Source organism: Pseudorhodobacter sp. W20_MBD10_FR17 (assembly GCF_052119765.1).
Lineage (GTDB): Bacteria > Pseudomonadota > Alphaproteobacteria > Rhodobacterales > Rhodobacteraceae > Pseudorhodobacter.
The window spans coordinates 16,866-37,305 of record NZ_JBGQOQ010000032.1; the positions used below are offsets into that span (position 1 = coordinate 16,866).

Genomic DNA, 20,440 nt, shown 5'->3' on the forward strand with positions numbered 1-20,440 from the left:
GAATAGGGTGTTGAGAGGCAGAGAGGAGCCGGGGAGGGGCAAGCCGGAGGGGATCAGAGAGAGCGCCCTGCCGGTTTGATCCTTTTCCGGAGTTTTCCAATGACGTTTCAAACTGCCCTCGCAACTGCGTTGCCGCCGGTTGCCCCGCTGCACTCCCCCAACACTGCCGACGCGATCTTGATGGTTGCGCAATCCCTGCAATCCGATCTGGCACAGGGGTTTCAGATTGACGCACTGCGTTTGCGCCTGGAAATGGAGCGCGCCTTTGGCGGCTCGGATGCCGCAGGTTTTTGGGATTGGAAGCTGGCCTATGAGGTCTGCGAAGCAGCACTTGTCCTTTTCCTGCGCAAATTCGGCCGCGCGCTGATGGTGCGGGCAGGATCATCCGCCGCTCTGTTGTCGATCCTCGCCAAGGTGTCAAACCTGCTGCCAACCCATACGCGGCGATCAGAAGAAATGGAGCGCTTCCAGCAATTCTCGACGCCGCTGCCGATGGGGCTTGCAGCCCTCGTCGCCGCGCAGATCACCGCGCGCGACCTTGTTCTCGAGCCTTCGGCTGGAACAGGTCTGCTGGCGATCCTTGCCGAGATCGTTGGCGGCACTCTGAGCCTAAACGAACTTGCCGAGACCCGCGCTGATTTGCTGAGGCTGCTATTTCCGGGCCGACCCGTCACCAGTTTTGACGCCGCGCAAATTGATGATCACCTCGACGGAAGTTATCGCCCAAGCGTCATCCTGATGAATCCGCCGTTCTCCGCCGTAGCCAATGTCGATGGGCGCAACACGGAGGCCACGGCCCGGCACATCCGCTCAGCCCTGTCGCGGCTTACCCCCGGCGGACGGCTGGTCGCAATCACTGGGGCGGGCTTCGCGCCCGACGTGCCAGCTTGGGGTTCAAGTTTCGCTAAACTTACTGGGGGCGCACATCTGGTTTTCACCGGTGCAGTGTCTGGTGGCGCCTTCGCCAAACATGGCACCAGTTTCGAGACGCGGATATCTGTCTTTGACAAATGCCGGGGTGGCGAGCTTGGCGGAATCACCGCCGATCTTTCCCAACCCATGGCACAGGACGTGGCTCACCTGATGGCGCGGATCACTGCCGAGGTGCCACCGCGCTTGAGCGCGGAACCGGGCTCACCCGTAGGGCAACGCGTCTCTTCCCCCTTTCCGGGAAAAACTACCCGCCTCGCTGGGACCGCCACCGGCAAACCGCGTCCCGCCGCTGCAGCCCCCTCGTCTGGATCACCCACACCAATCAAAGCCGAGGATCTTGCCTACACCCTGCGGGACGGCGTTGAAGACGGGGCAACTGCGCGATTGTCGGATGCGATCTATGAGACGTTTCGCCTTCAGGCGATCGACATCCCCGGTGCCGTGCCACATCCAACCAAGCTGGTGCAATCCGCCGCAATGGCCTCGGTTGTGCCGCCAAGACCCAGCTATTGCCCCAAGCTGCCCGCCGCCATTTTGCGCGATGGCCTTTTGTCAGACGCCCAACTTGAGACGGTGATCTACGCGGGTGAAGCGCATACCGGTTACCTTGCCGGATCGTGGACTGTTGATGAAACCGGAGATCTGGTTTCGGCGGCGCCCCTTGAGGCCACCGATGCCGTTCGTTTTCGGCGCGGCTTCTTTTTGGGCGATGGCACCGGCGCAGGCAAAGGTCGCCAATCGGCCGGGATCCTGCTCGATAACTGGGCGCAAGGGCGGCGCAAGGCGCTTTGGGTGTCAAAAAGCGACAAGCTTTTGGAGGATGCGCAGCGCGATTGGTCAGCCCTCGGGCAAGAGCGCCTGCTGGTCACGCCGCTCTCGCGCTTTGCGCAAGGCCGCGACATTCCGCTGGCCGAGGGCATTCTCTTCACCACCTATGCGACGCTGCGCTCGGAAGAGCGCGGGGCTAAAAAGTCCCGTGTCGACCAGATTGTCGATTGGCTCGGGGCCGATTTTGACGGGGTCATCGTCTTTGACGAAAGTCATGCCATGGCCAATGCCGCAGGTGGGAAAGGCGAGCGCGGCGATGTGCAAGCCTCGCAGCAAGGTAGGGCGGGGCTGCGCTTGCAGCACAAGCTGCCAAACGCCCGCGTGGTCTATGTCTCGGCCACCGGGGCAACGTCCGTTCACAATTTGGCTTACGCGCAGCGGCTTGGCTTGTGGGGCGGGGAAGACTTTCCCTTTGCCACCCGCGCCGAGTTTGTCGAAGCCATTGAGGCCGGCGGTGTTGCCGCCATGGAAGTGCTCGCGCGAGACCTACGCGCACTTGGCCTCTATACCGCGCGGTCGCTTTCCTATGACGGCGTTGAATACGAAATGCTGGAACATGCGCTCAGCCTTGAGCAGCGTGGCATCTATGATACCTATGCCGGGGCTTTCGCTATCATCCACAACAACCTCTCCGCCGCACTGGAAGCCTCGAATATAACAGGAGAGTCTGGCGGCACGCTAAACCGCCAAGCCAAATCCGCCGCGCGCTCGGCTTTTGAGTCTGCCAAGCAGCGTTTCTTTGGCCATCTGCTCACCTCGATGAAAACCCCCACCCTGATCGCCGCCATCGACGCCGATCTCGCCGCAGGCCATGCGGCCGTGATCCAGATCGTCTCGACAGGCGAGGCGTTGATGGAGCGCCGCCTGTCAGAGATCCCGACAGAGGACTGGAACGATATCCGCGTTGACATCACGCCGCGCGAATATGTCATGGACTACCTCGCCAATTCCTTTCCGGTGCAGCTTTATGAGCCGTTCACGGACAGCGAGGGCAATCTCTCCTCACGGCCTGTCACGCGCGACGGCCAGCCTGTCGAATGTCGCGAGGCTGTACGCCGTCGCGATGCGCTGATCGAACATTTGGCCTCCCTGCCGCCGGTTCCGGGGGCGCTCGACCAGATCGTGCAGCGCTTCGGCACGGATTTGGTGGCCGAGGTCACAGGCCGCTCGCGTCGGATTGTGCGCAAGGGCGAGGGCAATGCTGCGCGGCTTGTCGTGGAAAGCCGCGCAGGCTCTGCGAACCTCGCGGAAACTGCTGCTTTCATGGATGACCAAAAGCGCATCTTGATCTTTTCCGACGCGGGCGGCACGGGGCGCAGTTATCATGCTGATCTTGGGGCCAAGAACCAGCGCTTGCGGGTTCACTACCTTCTCGAGCCAGGTTGGAAAGCCGATGCCGCAATCCAAGGCCTTGGGCGGACCAACCGCACCAATCAGGCGCAGCCGCCACTGTTCCGGCCGGTGGCGACAGATGTGAAGGCGGAAAAGCGGTTTCTGAGCACTATTGCGCGCCGTCTCGACACGCTGGGGGCGATCACCCGCGGCCAGCGCCAGACCGGTGGGCAGGGGTTGTTTCGGCCTGAGGACAATCTTGAGTCGCCTTATGCCCGCGATGCCTTGCGCCAACTTTATCGAAGGCTCTATCGCGGCGATGTGCAGGGATGCTCGCTTCAGGCTTTTGAGGAGGCCACGGGTCTCAACCTGACCGATGACAATGGCCTCAAAGACGAGTTGCCGCCAATCACGACCTTTCTCAATCGTCTGCTGGCCCTGACGATTGCAATGCAGACGGTGCTGTTTGCGGCCTTTGAGGAATTGCTTGATCAGCGCATCGAAGGCGCCATCGCTGCCGGAGTCTACGACCTCGGTCTCGAGACCCTGCGCGCAGAGAGTTTTCGTGTTACGGATGCGCGCGTCATTTACACCCATCCCGGCTCTGGTGCGGAAACCCAGCTTCTGACCATCGCGCAAAAGCAGCGCAATACGCCGCTGTCGCTTGCTGAGGCACTCGACTGGCTTGAGGACCCAAAGGCGCGACTTCTGGTCAACAGCCGCTCGGGCCGCGCCGCAGTGCAGGTCCCCGCGACCAGCTTGATGCTGGACGACGGCACGATTGAGCCGCGCTTGCGGTTGATCCGCCCAACCGAGGCCAGCACGTTCCCGGCCAAAATAATGGAGGACACGCAATGGGTGGAAGCGGACCGCATAACGTTCACTGCGGCTTGGGTGACCGAACTGGAGGAGGTCCCCGAATTCTCGGAAACCACGCTGCACATCGTAGCGGGGCTTCTCCTGCCGATTTGGAAACAGCTTCCCCAGGACGAAACCCGCGTGTACCGCCTGCAAACCGATGACGGCCAGCGCATCATCGGCCGCCGTGTCTCGCCCGCATGGGTTGCGACCACCCTTGCCAGTGAAGCGCCAAACCTCACGGCTGCCGAGGTGCATGCCCTCATTCACGGGGGTAAAACGAAGGTACAATTGGCCGAAGGGTTGGAATTGCACCGTGCGCGGGTCATGGGCGTGGACCGGATTGAACTCTCTGGCTTCTCGGAGGCCCAGAAAGACCGGCTCAAGGCGGATGGCTTTTTCTCGGAAATCATTGCCTGGAAGTTGCGGCTCTTCTGTCCGAGTGACGCAAGCGGTGTCGAAGTGATCACGCGCCTACTTGCACGTCTCCCCATCCAGGGGCTACATGCACGCAATGGTTGTTGAGTGGTATTATGTCATTGGAAACAGACGATCTTATCCGCGCGCTTGCCCAAAATGCCGACAGCGTTTGCTGTCACTATCTTCCCGCCGGGAGGCGGGAAGGATCTTATTGGATGGTGGGTGATCTGCAAAACAATCCGGGGCGGTCGCTTTTTGTCAGGCTGACTGGCCCAACCTCTGGACCGGGTGCGCGGGGCAAGTGGCAAGACGGAGCAACTGGCCAGCATGGCGATCTCCTCGACATCATTCGTGAGCGCACAGGGATCACCCGCTTTCCCGACCTTCTGGCCGAGGCGCGCGCGCATCTTGGCCGTCCGCAGCCGGTTGTCCCGGACGCCATTGACCCGCGTAGGCCAAAATCTCCTTCGGGCACGCCCGAGGCCGCATCGCGCTTGTTCGCGGCGGCTGTGCCGGTGGCGGGCTCTCTGGCAGAGGTCTACCTGCGCTCGCGGGGCCTCACCCAAGCGGTGCCAAACTCAGCCCTGCGCTTCCATCCAAAGTGCTGGCATCGGGAAGAAGGCCAGTTGAACCCCGCGCCCAGACCGGCGATGATCGCAGCCGTCACCGATGCGGCAGGGGTCTTGCAGGGGGTGCATCGCACGTGGCTTGCACCTGACGGTCAGGACAAAGCGGCCGTGAAAACCCCGCGTCGGGCCATGGGTCACATCTTGGGCAATGCCGTCAGGTTGAGCCCGAGTGACACCATCCTCGTCGTGGGCGAAGGCATCGAGACCATGCTGTCTGTCCGCGAGGCCGTGCCGTCCTTGCCCGTCTGGGCGGCGCTCTCGTCGTCTCATCTCGGAGCCGTTATCATTCCCGAAGGGGTGCAGCGCCTCTACATTGCCGTCGATCGCGATCCGGCGGGTGCGCGCGCGGCAGAAAGGTTGAGCGCCAGAGCCTCCGAGGCCGGGGTTCAGGCCATTGTCCTTGAGCCGCAACTTGGGGACTTCAACGATGATCTCCGTGCCTATGGCCGCGAGGCACTGCGCCAACATTTGGCAGCGCAGATCGGGTCCGAGGATCAGGACCGCCTACAAATCTAAGCCCCCAAGCAAAAACGGTCTGGCAAAGTGGGGCAGGGGGCATGCATCGCCGAGGGATTTGGGTCGTGGTCTTGTCCCATTTCCCGGCTGTCAAACCCGCGCAGTCATCCGCACGTCCTTCAAGAGATGGGCAGGCGGCCGTCAAAGGGGCCGCCCCTTCAAGGACGGGGGGCAACTGATTTCCGCCGCGGGGACGAGCCCCGCTTTGCATCGCGAGACAAATCAGCCGCCCCCCGTCCTCCTCCACATGCGTTCCGGCCCCAAAGAGGGGGTGAAGGGGCGTCCCCTCCCACGGCTTTCGCAGCCCATGAAGGCCGCGCGGGATGTCGCGCGCGCTCGAGCAGCCGGAGGCACACAACCATGACGACCCAATTCCACAGCGAAACCTTTGATCCCAACCCCACCCTTTCCCAAACCGCCTGGGCTCTTCAGGAGCTTCAGCTTTACGGGCACCGTGCCTTCCAGGACGAACCCGATCTGCGCCCGATGCCGGAGCCAGAGCGCCTCATCGACGCAGTCACGGATATCTTCGATGCTGTCGTTGCGACCCTCGCGGACACGCGCATGGAACCCGACCTCGAAGAATTGCTCTGGGGCCAGGTCAACCTGTTCCACCGTGCAGCTGCCCGGACCGAACGGTTGCTCGACGACAATGAAGTGGCGCAACACCGCCTGCAGCGGGAACAAGACGGCTCCGAGGTTAAATCGACTGAACTCGAGCGCCTGACGGCCGAAGGCACCGGCCTCGTTGAACGGCGCCATTGTCTGGAAGCTTTCCGCGACCGCAGCGCCGAGGCGTTTGAATTGCACACAGGCTCAACCTGGCGTCCCCGCTCTGGATCGATGGTGAACCATAAGCACCTGACGGCGGCATTGATCGACAGCCGCGATTTCCTTTCCGCCAAGCGCCGCGCGGAAAACGAAGTGATGCTGCCCCAAGGCACCAAGATCGCCCTCACCGGCGGGACCGACTTCAACGATCACCGTCTGATCTGGGCCAAGCTCGACCAGGTTCGGGCCAAATATCCCGATATGGTCCTATTGCATGGTGGCAGCCAAAAGGGGGCCGAACTCATCGCCGCCAAATGGGCCGATGCCCGCAAGGTCACACAAGTCGCCTTCAAGCCAGACTGGACAAAACACGCCAAAGCAGCCCCCTTCAAGCGCAACGACGCCATGCTGGACGTGCTGCCCGTGGGTGTGCTCGTCTTCCCGGGCAATGGCATTCAGGAAAACCTTGCCGACAAGGCCAAAAAACTCGGCATCCCGGTTCTGAAGTTCGAGAAGGGGGCGTAAGCCCCCTTTTACTCTCACCGGTTGATTCAGCCCTGAGCATCGTGAGTGTACTTGACCTAACTGCTCGTATGGGCCAGATTGTTCGTGGCCTTCCGCACAGGCCAGTGTGTCCGCCATGCAAAGCCTAGCAGTGCTTTATCCCTGTCATCCCGTTCTTTTTCGAACGGGTCTGATTAGTAGCGGGCACCTAGTCGGATCCGGGAATTGGAATGGATAATGACTGCTCACGACTACCTTAAAGACCTAAAGCGCGTTGCGAAGGATTGTGCACGGGCAAGCGGCGCGGAACTTCATGATGTGCATAAGAGGGCCGCGCAAGCGATCGGCTTTGCACATTGGCATGCGCTTGCCAGCAAAGCGAAGCAAGGCTGGCAACCGACAGCCGACGACATCGCCACGGTTGAAGGAATTCTACGTGGCGAAGAAAGCTACCCTGACGAGGGGTTCATCGGCCTGCACCCTTATAAGCTTGACGATGTCCTCGGTGATACGAGGATGAGGGGGCGCGGCTGGTGTATCTACATCGGAGAGGCGCCCTCCAGTAAACCGCAGTTGTTAATTACAGATTGGCGTTTCAAGAACAATCCGATTCAAGATCCGAACTTTGTGGCAAAAGCGCTGCCGATCGCCGAGTGGAAAGCACGGCAGGTTAGGGGTGAAATCGCAAGAGATTGGCCGAGGAATTCGACCAAGCCGGATGCACAGGGACGTGCAATGCACCCACTCAATCATGTTCGCGCCGAAACTTGGTACTGTTTGCATTGCGACGGCAAGTCAACCGGCCTCCAGATGGCCCAGAATCTCTGGCACTGCCCATTCTGCGGCGCTTCGCCACTTGATATGCTTGATGAGCCCTTCCCCACAGGGGAGCAGTCTGACGCTCAAAACGTTACGGTCTGATCATACGATCGGTTGTGATCGACTGGCACTCGCAATCAAGCGGGTGCCGGTTCTTTTCGCCGCGAAGATCCCGAGTTGAAGTGAAGATGGAACATCAACCTGTTTAGCCAGATTGATCCCCATGCAAAGTCTAATAGAAAAAACGAGAGCAGCGGTGTACACGCTGGTTCAGTCACTTGATCCTGCAACGATCGCGCTGATCGAGACATCCCGAGGTCTTGAAGCCATCGTGGACAAGCGCTTTGAATGGCAAACGCGAGCCCATCGTTGGTACGCAGTGATATCGCGCGGCGATCATATCCACGTCGTGGCAGATATCGATGGTCTGCGGATCTCGCTACAGCGCTACGTTTTGACGCTGGCGGAGCCAACGCTGACTTTTGATGATGTAAACCAAGTTTCTTTCATCAACAAAGTGAGCTTGGATTGCCGCGTCTGCAACTTGGAAAACCGCGTCGGTCGACAGGCGGTCATGCGCAACAGGCGTCCCAAGCGGAATACAACATCGCAATATAAGGGCGTATCAAAAGTGGCTACAACGAAGGCGAAAGCAAAGTGGAAGGCCCAGATCAAAGGAGGGGGCAATCACATTTACCTCGGCTATTTCGAAGAGGAAAAGTGGGCGGCGATGGTATATGATGCCGCAGCCTACTTACTTTTCGAGGGTTCTGCTCACTATAACTTGCCGGACCTCTGCCCTAATCTGGACGCGCTTGATATTGCCGCAGCGCAAATTTCACGGCACCGCTATAAGACGGCGAGGAAGAATGCAGCCCAATCCGTGGGGCTGGGCAACGGCACCTAAATACTTTTAGGAAAGCTCTTTGCCGCAGCGGACTGCAGGTCCAAAAGCTCAACATTCCGACGTGCCAACGTTTCGTGCCATTCCTGTGCTTCCCGATCCTTGAAGAAGCTGGCGGTTGGGGCCAAGCGAGCGACGGCCTCTTCAACTTCATCGAGTGACACTCGGAAAAATTCTTTACGGAAATTCGACATGTTGATCCGCCGGTCAGCAAATTCTTTATGCAAAGCCGTCTCTAAGGTCGGTGCGGCATCGCTGTAGATCATGGCATGGGTGTCAAAACCAAACGGAACGCTTGCGTCACCAAGTTCACGCACCCGGTCATCTGGATCGAGCCTGCGGGTCAGGCCTATTTTGACAACGTCGTCGCCGAAAGAGCCGACGTTGGAAATGATGTATACATAGCCCGAACGCGTCATCTCCGCCATTGCTCGCGCGCGCTCGCTCGCTGCATGTGCTTCGGCAAGGGCAGCTTCCAACTCTTCAATGCGTTTTAGGTTGCCGTCGCCGTTGATCTCTTTGCGCGCCTTCTCAAGCAACGCCTCATATTTGGCCTCTTCGCGCTCGGCAGCCTCTGCCTCGGCGATCAATTTCTTTTCTTCACGCTCTGCGCGTGCCATTTCAGTCCGTTCTTCCTTTTCGGCCTTTAGGCGTTCGCGATATTCGTGGGTCAGCCGCAGCTCCTCAATCTTAAGTGCGACGTAGCCATTGTGAAGGGTGAGATTGAGCGAGGTGTTTTCCTTGTCAATCGCGCTAGCCGCTGCGTGTATGCGCTTTTCCATCGCAACCACGTTATTCCATCGTACGTTTGCGATAGCGGCCTCGCACTCATTATTGAAGGCACGCATAGTGAGACGTGTCTGACGATTGATCATGGTTTGGCCTTTGGCTTTGCTGCCTTCTACCGTCCATTCATTTGGACAGATCGTTGCTCGCTTTGCCGAGATCATCGCTTTTTGGCGGTCGCGCACAGCCACGATGCTGGCTTTGAACTCCTCGCTGTCGGTGAAGTCAAAATGGGGTTCATAAACACCAAGTTCGGCAAAGGCTAAACGCTCATCATATATGGCGATTTGTTGTTCCAATCGCTCAAACAGATTGCGTTTTTCGGCATAAGAAGTCCGCAACTTTTCGATATCGGACGCTAAGGTGCTTGCGACGGCTTGCAGTCGTGCAACCTCGGTCTCTTGCGAAATGACGGGTGCGTATTTGACCTTCGTTGCTTCATGTTCTGCCGCACTTCGCGCGAGAGCAGCTTCCTGTAGCGCTGTGGCCTGTAGCGTATCTGCGGTCAGTTTTGATAGCTTTCTTCGGCTGAGGAACCAAAGCATTAGAAAAGCGGGTGCTGCGAACATCCAGACAAGGACGCCAATGGCAACGGGATCCATAAATACTCCTACGGGCACAATACGTTGCCCCAACCTTGCCGCAAGCTGGCAGTCTGCTCAAGGTTGAAACGTGCTGCCTGCTGGCTTGAAGTCTCATGTCATTCGTTCCTTCGAACCTATTGTGCCGGTGTAGGTTTCCCTAGAAGCTCCTCAGGCGTGTGCGATCATCTTTTATTTGTTTCGAATAATTCGAATGTTGCGCTTGTTTCGATTGCATGTCACACCATCTTTAGATGGACGCTGAATGGCGACGTAGGAGGGCGAAATGGCGGCATTACACAAGGAGCGGTTTTCGAACCGTCTCCCGACCAAGGTTGAGATCAACAACGCAGATCAACTTCGACACATTATAGCGTCGCAGGTGACCGAGGGCCAACCGGTCGATCTCTCGCTTGCAGTTGATGGTGGCGCGGTACGAAACATTACGCTTATGCCGGCGCTCACGGATACCTTACTTGAAATTTTACGTTTGATTTCGAGTGGCCGTGGGTTTCGCATGATCCCAGTCGAAGCCGAGCTTACAACGCAAGAAGCTGCTGATATGCTGAACGTCTCGCGGCCTTTCTTGATCAAGCTGCTTGAGAAGGGTGACATTAGGTTCACAACCGTTGGTCGCCACCGCCGAGTTCGAGCTGAGGATCTCTTTGCCTATATGGCTGAACGCGACCAAATTCGGTCCGAGGCTCTGTCCGAACTCGCAGCGTTGGATGCGGAGGGCGACCAAATTTGAGCGGCCCGATGAACCGATATGCCGCCATCATTGATGCTTGCGTCCTTGGGGGTGGCCTCAAGAGAAACATCATATTGAGCTTGGCTGAGGTCGGTTTGTTTCGACCGTATTGGTCCGAACGCATTCTGGATGAGACAGAAAAGGCGATTTGGGAAATTTCCAAAGGCACGGCTGATCCCAGTCGTCAACGCCGCGCTATTGAGCGGGCATTTCCCGAGGCGATGGTGTTTCCGAACACAAGTGCTGACCTTCCCGGATTGTTGCCTGATCCCGGTGATGAGCATGTTTTGGCTGCTGCAATAGCCGCCCATTGCGATACGCTCGTTACCGACAATCTCAAAGATTTCCCTCAGTTGATCCTTGATCATTGGGGCATCGAAGTCATGTCGCCTGATGATTTTATATCTAACGCCATGGATCTCGACCATGCGGTCGCAATCGGCGCGCTACGCGACATGCGCGTTAGGCTGAAAAACCCGAAGTACACGGTTTCTGCACTAGTGCTGAAACTCGAAGGTCAGGGTTTGCTGCAGACCGCCGATTTCTTCCGCAAATTTGAGAATTTGATTTGAACGGTTACAGAAAAGCCTCAATCCGTGGCTGGAACGAGTAACTGTGTGTTCTCGGAAGAATAAAGCTGAAAACACAGACTTTCTCAGCTGCGCAAATCCGGGCGCTTAGGCGTGAGCCAATCAGTGCTTAGCTCTTGTTTGGCTCACTATTTCCTTAATTTCTAGAGTGTCTTGGCTTGCAGCCGAATAGCGGATTCAAGTGCCGCCTCAGTGACAAACCGGAGTTTGTAACCCTCAACAATGAGCTCCTTTGCGCGCTCAATCTTCGTACCAAAATGCGTTGTTCGCCAGTTCTTGGAAGCCGTCGACGAGACCACCACATAGTCCGTTTTCCGCGTTGTGGTCTTGCCGATTTCTCCACCGCAGCGTTCGATCTCACTGGCAATGAAATTGCGGGTGCCCATTCGCATTGGACCGGTAAGGACAACGCAAGCACCTTCAAGTGTAATCTTTGTCGCGTCTCGAATTGGTTCATCCAATTCAGCAGAGTTACCGATGTTCGGAATTCCAGTATCGACATAGCCATCGCCAACCAGAAGGGCGATCCAAGCCCGAACCTCCTCAGATTCCTCCTCTGTGAGGACATTGTCAGCCAGTGCGGCCTCAAGGGCACGCCACAAATTCCGGAACACCAGAGAAGACGAAAGCACTATACTATCGTGAAAGCGGGAGAGCATCGCCTCAGCCTCGGTTTTCAGGATCAAGCCGTCACAAACAATACCCGCGCAGAACCCGAGGAACTCATTCACCTCGTCGCGCTCGGAATATGGCGCGGCACTTTGGATTTCGTCGCGTTTCTCATTGATGACGTTTTCCAAGGCCGCCATGAGATCGTTCTGACCAGAAAAACAGCGGGCACGGATATCCTCGGCTAAGTCTGACGCATCCGGGTCTTCGAAAAACTCTACAAACTTATCGGCTTCTGCGAGAATTGCCTCCTCTTCGCCGCTCTCTATCCGGTTTGAGGAAAGAGCACCCTGCAAAAACCCAATCCAGTAAACTTCTCGCTTACGGTCATTGGCGCCTTTTTGGAACTGATCCACATCGACATCTGGCTTCAAAACTTGAGACCGAGCGCGATCAGAAAGCGTCATGGGATATCCTTTCACAAGTTGCCTGTTCGGAGGCTAGTCTGCTCGACACAGGCCAAACAATGTCCTTCGGCTGGTTTGGCCTGAGCTTTTCTCCTACCAACGCCTGTCTTTTAGACAAACTTTGGGTTTCATATTCAAGGTGGCATCGCGCTGTTTCTGCTGAAAGAATGCACTTTCATGCGAAACATTTTCAATAAGCTCATAGGTTTTGGGCGAAAAGGTGTTCCATAACCAAGGATCAAGGCGATACGGCCTGGATTAGTTATTGCAGCTATGCTCATTGCGGCGTCACAAGCCCAGGCCTTGTACTAACAGGGCGTCGTGTGGATTTGGCGCAACCTTCTGCAATAGTGCGCTCGGGGAAGAGGTGCTTCGTATTATCCTATCATTTTGACACCGCGAATGCGGCCATGGACCATTAGCCACTCTTTTACGCATTGGCGACAGCAGGCGCGTTTGAAACTGTTGGGACTACGCCATTCGTAGACCCTTTAGGTGCCGATCGTCGCGCTGAGGCAGCCTTCGCCAACCCACCGCATTAAACCGCAATGGCCAAGTGCCGATTGGTCCGATTACCGCAGACGTGGGAATTGCCATACCCTGTCCTATGCCCGCAAGCATGCCGAGGGTCCTGCACCGTCTCCTGATCTCTAGTGCCCCTGGCACCACTCCCTTCGACTGACAAATCCCCTAAGACCGTTCGGTTTTGGCCCGCAACCCCGCTCCGGCCGGGCCGTGTTGGCTAGCGTTTCTTTGGAAACGCGGCACCTGCCCGCACCACCCCGGCCCTCGGGGGTTTCCGGTCTTCGGCTTTGCCTTTGCCCGTGCAAGCCAAAACCGACGGTCTTTTTTCGGGTCTTGTCGAAGGGAATGGTCCCTCGGAACACAAGAGAGTTGGAGACTACACCATGCAAAACATCGTCATCCTCGCAGGCAATATCGGTCAGGCCCCAGAAGCACGCACCACGCAAGGCGGCACCACAATCACCAACTTTACCCTTGCCACTTCGCGGCCGCGCCTCTCGGAAGGTCGGGTCCAGCGCGACGAGAACGGCTACCGCGTGATGGACACCGAATGGCACCGCATCACCTGCTTCAACGGCCTCGGCAAAACGGTCGCCGAGCATTGCGAAAAGGGCATGAAGGTCCTGGTCCACGGTCGCATTCACTACACCAAATGGACCGATGCCACCGGTACCGACCGCTACGGTTGCGAGATCATCGCAGAGAAGGTCGACTTCCTCAGCCGCCCGAAGGCCACCGAAGGTCAAGACCCCGAGCTGGTCGACCGGGACGACGAGATCCCGTTCTGACGAACGCGGTCTCCCCCAAGGCCCGGCGGGGAAACCTGCCGGGCTAAAACACAGCCAGAAATCGTCTTCGCCTACAAACTCCTGGCTGTCAGACAGAGAATCCGCCTGCTAGACTTGGCGCAATCCTATTGCAGGTGGCCATGACCGTTTCGTCTGATCAGTTCGAAGCCTTCCCTCTTCTGCTGCATTTGCGCAGGATAGATCCTGCACGGAACATGCGGCGCTATTACCGCATGGCGATCCAGAGTGATCTCTTCGGCAAGGCCAGCCTTGTGCGGGAATGGGGCCGAATTGGATCGCGGGGCCAGATGTTGGTCGAAACCCATCTCGACGAAGGTCAGGCGGTCAATGCACTGATGAAACTTGCGCGGGCCAAACAGCGCAAAGGATATACATTGTGATCTGGCACAGTAATAAAAACCTTGATCGTCTTGATGCGGCCTTGATGGCCTTGCCCGAAGAGAACGATCCGATGATCCTCACGGAGTTTGACGGGTTTTGCGCGGGGCTGATCACTTGCCCGGAACTGATCCCGCCCTCGGTCTGGCTTGCCAAAGTCTGGGGGCCGGGCGGTCCGCCAGAGTTTGAGAGCCTTTCAGAGATGCAAGCCATTCTTGATTTGATCATGGCGCATTATAACTGTGTCGCCTCCCTGCTGATGACGTCTGGCGACTACTTCCCTGTAATGGACGAAGATCGCCGCAATGGCGATATCCTTTGGGAATTCTGGATGCATGGGTTTTTGGCGGCAATGCGGTTGCGGCCAGAGGCATGGAAAGCAATTGAGCGGAGTGGCGATGCGCGGGCGCGAACGGCCCTCGAAAAGATCGAAGAGCTGGGCCGGATTGCGATGAGCTTTGCAGAAAGCAAGAAGGCCAAGGCGTCCAAGCTGGTGAAAGATGCCCCGGATCTGATCCCAGAATTGGTCGAGGACTTGAACCGTTTCGCGAAATCTCGTGCATCAGGTTTGCCGCAGGGTTTCCCATTGGCCGCAAATATGAGCGCTGCGCCGATTGTCGGCACCAAGGTGGGACGGAATGACTCATGTCCTTGCGGATCGGGCAAGAAGTTCAAGAAATGCTGTGGGGCAGGAATCCTGCCCCTGCACTAGGATCAATTCAACACCGTCAGGGTCGCGAACGCTTTTGCGCGACGCTTGTTGGGCGTGTACCAGACGGTCCTACGCTCGCCCGTCTGACTGAATTCATAGGTCACCCCGAGAATCTTCTCACGCTGATCCGGATCGACCATCCATTCGACGGGCTTGCCGACATCAATCTCGGATGGGGGCATGACGCACTCGAGGGTCGCAGCTTCTTGGTCCATCATTTCTCATCTCCCTCGATTGTTGTCTGAATATTCGCCTTGGCCAAGGCGAGATCGAAAGCCTCTTGAAACCGTGCACGAAAGGCTGGGCCCATGACCCGTGCCAAACCAAGCACCCCAAGTGGATCGTACTTTGCTGTCAGGTCTACTGCGAACTGCGGGCGCAAGGTCAAGGTCACACTGGTCGGATGCTTGCCGCGCGCCCCGCGGGGCTCATCAACTTCTGGCATTCCTTCGCGCTCCCAATCGTCAAAGACCTGTTCGCGCAGACCTTGGGCGACACGGCGGATGAGAAACTGCACGCTGCAGCGCGCAGCCATTGCCCAAGCCTCGGCGAAATGAGCCTGCCGAGCCGTCAGCGATACAGCGACATAAACGACTTGTCCGCGCGCGGCAGATCCCGCCGTGGCATCAGATGGCTTTGCATCGGCGTTTTGCTGAGCCAATGGACCTGTTCTCCCTTTCCGGAGTTCTGCAGGTGCCTCAATGTGCCGTTCGTCGGGTTCGCCCTCAGTATTGCATGGTCGTCGCGCGATTTTTGTGACTGCGACAGCCCCGGATTTTGGTGCCGCCGCTGCTTCAACCGAAGTCGGAAGCTCCAGCTTTGGCTCTTCGACAAGCTTACTGGCCGTAGTCACCGCGCCAAACCCGAGCTTTGCCGAAAACCCTGCGTCTTGCCGGATGATCCGCATCATGTCTTTGCGCTGCGCCATTATGCGACCTCCGCCGGTGCAAGGATTAGCTGGTCGATCTCATCTAGAAGTTCCCCGGCCTCCTTCACGGCATTTTGGACGTGCACGGCAAGCGCGCGGTTTGGCGTCTTGTCCGCAATAACCCCAAGGAGCCCTTCCTTGTCCATCCGAACGTAAGCGCTGCGGTTTGCCAGATAGGACTCAAGGGCGGGTAGAGATTGAAACAACTCCTCTGCGACAGCGCGCTCTGTCTCTGATACCCGCACTGGCACACGGCTGAGCGTTACCGAAAACCCTGCAAGCGCATCCGGCTTTTCAACCCGACCGCGCAGCTTGAGATACCAAGTGGCCGTCTCCAATGTTTCGCTCAGATCGCCCCGAGACAACATCATCGGACAGATTATTCGATGCGCGGCAACAGCTAGAACGTCCTGCGCTTCTGATCCACCTCCGAAGGTGTCGATCAGGATCAGATGCTCTTGGTCGTGCTGCTCGTAGATTTGATCAATCGCTTCGACCACAAGGTGGGCGTCCAGCGTGTGGATCACTTCGACCAGCGGAGACCAGTTACCTGCCTCTTGCCCCGCCTGCATCCATTTCAGGCAGGATCGAGAGCTGTCAGTGTCGAAAATTGTAACCGTCTCACCCCGGCTTGCGGCGGCGGAGGCCAAGGCGCGGCAGAGCGTACTCTTGCCCGACCCACCCTTGCGGTTCATCACCAACACAACACGTATACCGTAACCCATACCACCTTCCTCATATTGCAGATGTCATTTTTCTGAATGACGAACACTTAATTCTTTTGTCTTAAATCACATCACTTTGATCTGAACGCTAATTGTGAATATCATAAATCAGCTCGCGCAAATCTTATTGCGCAAGGCGTATCTCTTTAATCCTAAATCTGATTACTGGATGCGTATCTTTTTTATCTGATCGCGCAATACGTGTATCGTAAGTCTGAACTTCGAACACATTTTCCTGATGCCACAAGACGTATCGCACACATCCTTTCTCCGAACTCACAACTCTGACTAGCGGAGTTCGCATTACAAACAAAACAAGACTTTACGCCATTTCCTTCAAGGAAAACCCACTGCCTGCCAAATGGCTGGGGCGGATATTCCTGGTCTCACCTTGTGCGTTCAGCGATCAGCGAAACGCATTCGGTGGCGAGTGAGTTACCCAAGGTCAGTACAGTCTGCAAGTGCATAATTCGCGCAATGATTGTGCTTGATTATTACGAAGGAGAAGGAATAAGAAAGGTGGCAGGAAATGCGATATGTCTACAATAATTCGGCGATGGTATTAATGATAAAATCTCTTTCTGGTGAAACGCGACCCAAGGTGAAATTAAAACCGGCCATTGCCATTAAACGCGACTCAACGTCGTCCGAGCCGCTTGATGGGCCTCGAAGGGGCCGTCCGAGCGCAGAGGGCTCAGGCCAGGTCATCAGTTGCCGTCTGCCTGCTGAAGAACTCCATGCCTTCGACGCGCTTTGTACCCAGCTTGGGGCAAAATCCCGATCGGATGGGGTGCGGTCCATCGTGCGAATGGCCGCCGGCTTTTTGGAGTTCAGCCGGGAGGACAGCGCGCGGCTGGAAGAAATCCGCTACGAGCTGGGCAAGATCGGCTCCAATGTAAACCAGATCGCCTTAGCCGCGAACCGGGGTCGAGCTCCGATGGTGCGGGCGCAATGGGCTTCGGTGGATGAGTTGCGTCGGTCATTGCCGTCTGTGGCGAAGACCCTGAACCAGATCATTGCCGAACGACGGCGCCAAGGCGTCGCCCTGTTCCGGAAATTTGCGGAAGCCCAAGGGGTGCGCCATGGTTAAGGTTCGCGCGCGCCCGACCAGTTTGGCGGCAGCCGTTTTGGGCGAGTTGGATTTTTTGCGCCCAAAGCAGGGCAGGGTGAAGACTGGTCCTTCATCACCCGCAAAGCGTGGGTTTAGCTTTTCATCGCGAGCGAACCAGCTCTGGCGGTTTGCACTGGGGTCGAATGCGGCGGTGCTGAAGAAGATCGGCAAGGGTGGCACGGCCAATGCCAAGGAGTTAACGGCGCAGATGGATTATCTGTTTTCCAAGTCGGCTTCAATCTTCGGCAATGGGGTTCTGCTGGATGCAGATGCCAAGGGGCTGAGTAAGGATGAGCGGCGCGACATCGTGGGCGATTGGGTCGAGGATTGGCGTGGGTCGCCAAAGAACGGCCACACGACGCATCTGCTGATGAGTTTTCCGTCCCATGTTCGGCCCGAGAAGGCAAAGCTGATCGCCGAGACCTGGGCCTTTGAGATGTTTCAGTCGGGGGAGCATCAGGACGATGTCTGGTCTTATGTCGCGGCCCTGCACACTGACAAGGCGCATCCGCATGTCCACATGGTCATCAACAACCGGGGTACGGTGAATGACACTTGGTTTTACATGGGCAAAGAGCATGCGTTCAATCTCGAGGTGATGAAGGAACGTATGGTGGCGATTGCAGCGGAAGAAGGCGTATTTTTGGATGCGACGTCTCGGGCGGAACGGGGGTTGCTGAGCTACGGGCCATCGCGGGCGGAGATTGAGCGGGCACGGGTCGAGGGTCGGGTGCCAGAAGAACGGCCACGTGAGGGTAAGGCGCTGGAAGATGCGCTGGCAACGATGGAGCGTACAGCGGATGCGATGCGCAGTCTGCAACATGTGGCGGCGTTAACGGGCTTGCCCGAGATTGGCGAGAAGATCGCCAAAGCTGAAGAGGCGCTGCGCCGGGGTGGGGTGTTGCAGCCTTTTCCGGTGGCGGCGGTCACGGCGGATCGCGCGGATCTCGATCGGCATTTCAGCGGGTGGATGGCGGAAACCGAGGATAAGATCCGGAAGATGCCTGTCACTGAGCGCAAAGAAATGCAGGACGAGCTTTATGGCTATGCCATCGACATCGTGAAGGGTTTGGGCGACGCCCGTGGAGCGCAACTTTTGCAGATGTTCCCGCAGTCCACACTTTACGCGACGGGCATCAATGGGGATCAACTGACACGGGACAGGGAGGTCGTTGATTTGCTGCCCGGCGCCGCAGATCAGTTGAAAGCAGGCATCGTCGCCAAAGCAGTGGCCTTGGGTCTCAGTGGCGATCGCATAGCTGATCGGTTGGAGGCGGGTGCGGCCAACGCTTGGGAAGAACGTGACTGGGTGCGCAGTGACTTGATGACACTATCCGGAAGACGCCGCGCTGACCTTCGGTCGCCGGATCAAAGCCGGATGGTGGTCAAAGATCTTGAAGGCTTCTACGCCACAGCCGCCAAGTTGATTGACCAGGCACGAATACATGAAGGGTTGCCTGAAAATGACCGGTTGTTGCGAGCCCTCGAGTCGATGGGGCGCATCATGCAGGCGGATGGAAAGGTCGAGTTCAGGAGCGATGCCCATGCTGAACGGTTCGCGGATGAGTTGCGACAAAGGTATGGAGCAGGATTTATGAAAGAACTAGCTGCCGGGCAGACTGACGCGCTGGCTGGGAATTTCGAGGATGTACAGCAACGGAAGTGGATCGCCAAGGCGGTTATTTCTGCAGCTAAATTGCATGTGGCGATTGGGCTGACCTTGAGCGAGGCGAATAGGGCTGAACGAGAATTGTTAGGCAGTGTGGGGCGCGAAGCGGAAAAAGATTGGGAGCGATGATCCGCACGAAAGGCGTATTTCGTTGAAAAATTCTTCTTGATTTGGGGCCTTTCGGCTGATTCAGTTGTCCTTGTTAACGGGAGGGATTGCGATGTTGGGGCCAAAGCAAGAGGCGCAAGGCGCGTTGTTTTGCGAGTTCTCAATAGATGATCACGTCCCTCAGGATCTTTTGCTGCGATCCATTGTTCGCTTCGTCGACCTGTCTGGCATCCGCCAGTATCTGGCCCCATTTTACAGCACCACGGGCCGCCATTCCATTGCCCGGCAATGCATTGAAAATGCATGAGAGGGGATTGATCCTGAACTTCTGATCCGGGTGTTGTTGTTCGGTTATTGCCTCGGCATTCGTTCAGAGCGACGTCTGTGTGAAGAGGTCCATCTGAACCTCGCCTATCGCTGGTTTTGCCGTCTCGATTTGACCGACCGTGTGCCAGGCCATTCGTCTTTCTCCAAGAACCGTCATGCGTTGCCCGGCAGGCAATTGCAATGCAAATGCCGAGAGGGGTCGTTTCCGCGACAGCGATCTGCTGCGTCACTTGTTCGAGACGACCGTGGCTCGGTGCATTGCCGAAGGGCTGGTCAGCGGCCAGCGCTTTGCAGCGGATGCAAGCCTGATCCATTGCCCGGCAGGCGATTGCGTAGCAATCTGCAGAGAGGGGGGCCGATGCCAAAAAGCAAAACTCAACGCCCAAAGAAAACTGGGACGCAGAGGCAATTACCCCAGCAGATGCGCCGCGTGCTGTGCGCGAGTATCTTGAGGTTCTAGATGACGCTGCCTTTGGCGCAGCCACAACGGTTGAACCGAAGTTCACATAGCATTCCGACCCAGCCAGCCAATGGACTGCAGCCCGTAAGGGCCCTGCATTCTTTGCGTATTCCACGAATTATCTGATCGACACAGATCACAGCGTGATCGTGGATTTGGAGACAACAAGGTCAATTCGGCAGGCGGAAGTAGGGTCGGTACGCACGATGCTGGATCGGGTCAAAAACAAGTTTGATCTGCATCCTGAACGTATCATAGCAGATACCGCTTACGGGTCTGGGCCAATGCTTGGCTGGCTTGTGGATCGCAAAATTGGGGTCTGATGCCGGAGAGTGCAAAATCCTACGCTAAGCGGTGAGAACCCGTTTCCCATAATCGCGCAGATTGCCG

At 57.2% G+C, this 20,440-nt stretch carries 17 protein-coding genes and 1 pseudogene; 13 read left to right on the forward strand and 5 right to left on the reverse strand.

Annotated features, from left to right (window positions below):
- Positions 1-99: 99 nt before the first annotated feature.
- The 5 genes from ACEN2J_RS17065 to ACEN2J_RS17085 all read left to right on the forward strand — a co-directional run bounded on the left by ACEN2J_RS17065 (position 100) and on the right by ACEN2J_RS17085 (position 8,517).
- Positions 100-4,476, forward strand: a complete 4,377-nt coding sequence (locus ACEN2J_RS17065; protein ID WP_442107379.1) for a strawberry notch-like NTP hydrolase domain-containing protein — start codon at positions 100-102, stop codon at positions 4,474-4,476.
- An 8-nt stretch (positions 4,477-4,484) separates the two neighbouring features.
- Complete coding sequence (locus tag ACEN2J_RS17070; protein WP_442107381.1) at positions 4,485-5,516, forward strand: DUF7146 domain-containing protein; 1,032 nt, start codon at positions 4,485-4,487, stop codon at positions 5,514-5,516.
- A 360-nt stretch (positions 5,517-5,876) separates the two neighbouring features.
- Positions 5,877-6,812 (forward strand): DUF2493 domain-containing protein, encoded by a 936-nt coding sequence (locus tag ACEN2J_RS17075; protein WP_442107383.1) that lies wholly within the window; start codon positions 5,877-5,879, stop codon positions 6,810-6,812.
- A gap of 216 nt (positions 6,813-7,028) precedes the next feature.
- Complete coding sequence (locus ACEN2J_RS17080) at positions 7,029-7,712, forward strand: hypothetical protein (RefSeq protein WP_442107385.1); 684 nt, start codon at positions 7,029-7,031, stop codon at positions 7,710-7,712.
- Positions 7,713-7,866: 154 nt separating this feature from the next.
- Complete coding sequence (locus ACEN2J_RS17085) at positions 7,867-8,517, forward strand: hypothetical protein (RefSeq protein ID WP_442107387.1); 651 nt, start codon at positions 7,867-7,869, stop codon at positions 8,515-8,517.
- Here the strand turns inward: ACEN2J_RS17085 and ACEN2J_RS17090 are convergent.
- Positions 8,514-9,902, reverse strand: a complete 1,389-nt coding sequence (locus tag ACEN2J_RS17090) for a DUF4041 domain-containing protein (RefSeq protein ID WP_050521934.1) — start codon at positions 9,900-9,902, stop codon at positions 8,514-8,516. The two genes, ACEN2J_RS17085 and ACEN2J_RS17090, sit on opposite strands and share 4 nt — an antisense overlap.
- A gap of 265 nt (positions 9,903-10,167) precedes the next feature.
- Here ACEN2J_RS17090 and ACEN2J_RS17095 point away from each other — a divergent pair, with 265 nt between their 5' ends.
- Positions 10,168-10,632, forward strand: coding sequence for a helix-turn-helix domain-containing protein (locus tag ACEN2J_RS17095; RefSeq protein ID WP_050521933.1), 465 nt, complete (start codon positions 10,168-10,170; stop codon positions 10,630-10,632).
- Positions 10,629-11,204 carry a PIN domain-containing protein gene (locus ACEN2J_RS17100; protein WP_442107389.1) on the forward strand — a complete coding sequence of 192 codons (576 nt, stop codon included), beginning with the start codon at positions 10,629-10,631 and terminating at the stop codon, positions 11,202-11,204. Before ACEN2J_RS17095 ends, ACEN2J_RS17100 begins: the two co-directional genes overlap by 4 nt.
- Before the next feature lie 161 nt (positions 11,205-11,365).
- Here the strand turns inward: ACEN2J_RS17100 and ACEN2J_RS17105 are convergent, their stop codons facing one another.
- Positions 11,366-12,298: a hypothetical protein gene (locus ACEN2J_RS17105; protein ID WP_442107391.1), complete on the reverse strand. Its 933-nt coding sequence runs from the start codon at positions 12,296-12,298 to the stop codon at positions 11,366-11,368.
- Positions 12,299-13,206: 908 nt separating this feature from the next.
- Here ACEN2J_RS17105 and ACEN2J_RS17110 point away from each other — a divergent pair.
- From ACEN2J_RS17110 to ACEN2J_RS17120, 3 genes are all read left to right on the forward strand, one after another.
- Positions 13,207-13,611, forward strand: coding sequence for a single-stranded DNA-binding protein (locus tag ACEN2J_RS17110; RefSeq protein WP_442107393.1), 405 nt, complete (start codon positions 13,207-13,209; stop codon positions 13,609-13,611).
- Between the two features lie 140 nt (positions 13,612-13,751).
- Entirely contained in the window at positions 13,752-14,012 is a 261-nt protein-coding gene (locus tag ACEN2J_RS17115; RefSeq protein WP_442107395.1) for a WGR domain-containing protein, read from the forward strand.
- Positions 14,009-14,722, forward strand: a complete 714-nt coding sequence (locus ACEN2J_RS17120) for a UPF0149 family protein (RefSeq protein WP_442107397.1) — start codon at positions 14,009-14,011, stop codon at positions 14,720-14,722. The genes ACEN2J_RS17115 and ACEN2J_RS17120 overlap by 4 nt, the downstream gene beginning before the upstream one ends.
- 2 nt (positions 14,723-14,724) lie before the next feature.
- On the opposite strand, the gene ACEN2J_RS17125 is transcribed toward ACEN2J_RS17120, so the two are convergent.
- The 3 genes from ACEN2J_RS17125 to ACEN2J_RS17135 are packed head-to-tail and all read right to left on the reverse strand — an operon-like array spanning position 14,725 to position 16,375.
- A complete protein-coding gene (locus ACEN2J_RS17125) occupies positions 14,725-14,940 on the reverse strand; it encodes a hypothetical protein (RefSeq protein WP_442107399.1) in 216 nt (71 codons plus the stop codon).
- A complete protein-coding gene (locus ACEN2J_RS17130; protein ID WP_442107401.1) occupies positions 14,937-15,650 on the reverse strand; it encodes a hypothetical protein in 714 nt (237 codons plus the stop codon). Before ACEN2J_RS17130 ends, ACEN2J_RS17125 begins: the two co-directional genes overlap by 4 nt.
- Entirely contained in the window at positions 15,650-16,375 is a 726-nt protein-coding gene (locus ACEN2J_RS17135) for a nucleotide-binding protein (RefSeq protein WP_442107403.1), read from the reverse strand. The genes ACEN2J_RS17130 and ACEN2J_RS17135 overlap by 1 nt, the downstream gene beginning before the upstream one ends.
- 529 nt (positions 16,376-16,904) lie before the next feature.
- On the opposite strand from ACEN2J_RS17135, the gene mobC reads away from it, so the two are divergent.
- The 3 genes and pseudogenes from mobC to ACEN2J_RS17150 all read left to right on the forward strand — a co-directional run.
- On the forward strand, positions 16,905-17,465 hold the full coding sequence (gene mobC / locus ACEN2J_RS17140) for a plasmid mobilization relaxosome protein MobC (RefSeq protein WP_442107405.1): 561 nt from the start codon (positions 16,905-16,907) through the stop codon (positions 17,463-17,465).
- Positions 17,466-17,502: 37 nt separating this feature from the next.
- Positions 17,503-19,284 carry a relaxase/mobilization nuclease domain-containing protein gene (locus ACEN2J_RS17145; RefSeq protein WP_442107407.1) on the forward strand — a complete coding sequence of 594 codons (1,782 nt, stop codon included), beginning with the start codon at positions 17,503-17,505 and terminating at the stop codon, positions 19,282-19,284.
- A 91-nt stretch (positions 19,285-19,375) separates the two neighbouring features.
- A pseudogene (locus ACEN2J_RS17150) lies at positions 19,376-20,364 on the forward strand (transposase); the annotation flags it as partial.
- Between the last annotated feature and the right edge of the window lie 76 nt (positions 20,365-20,440).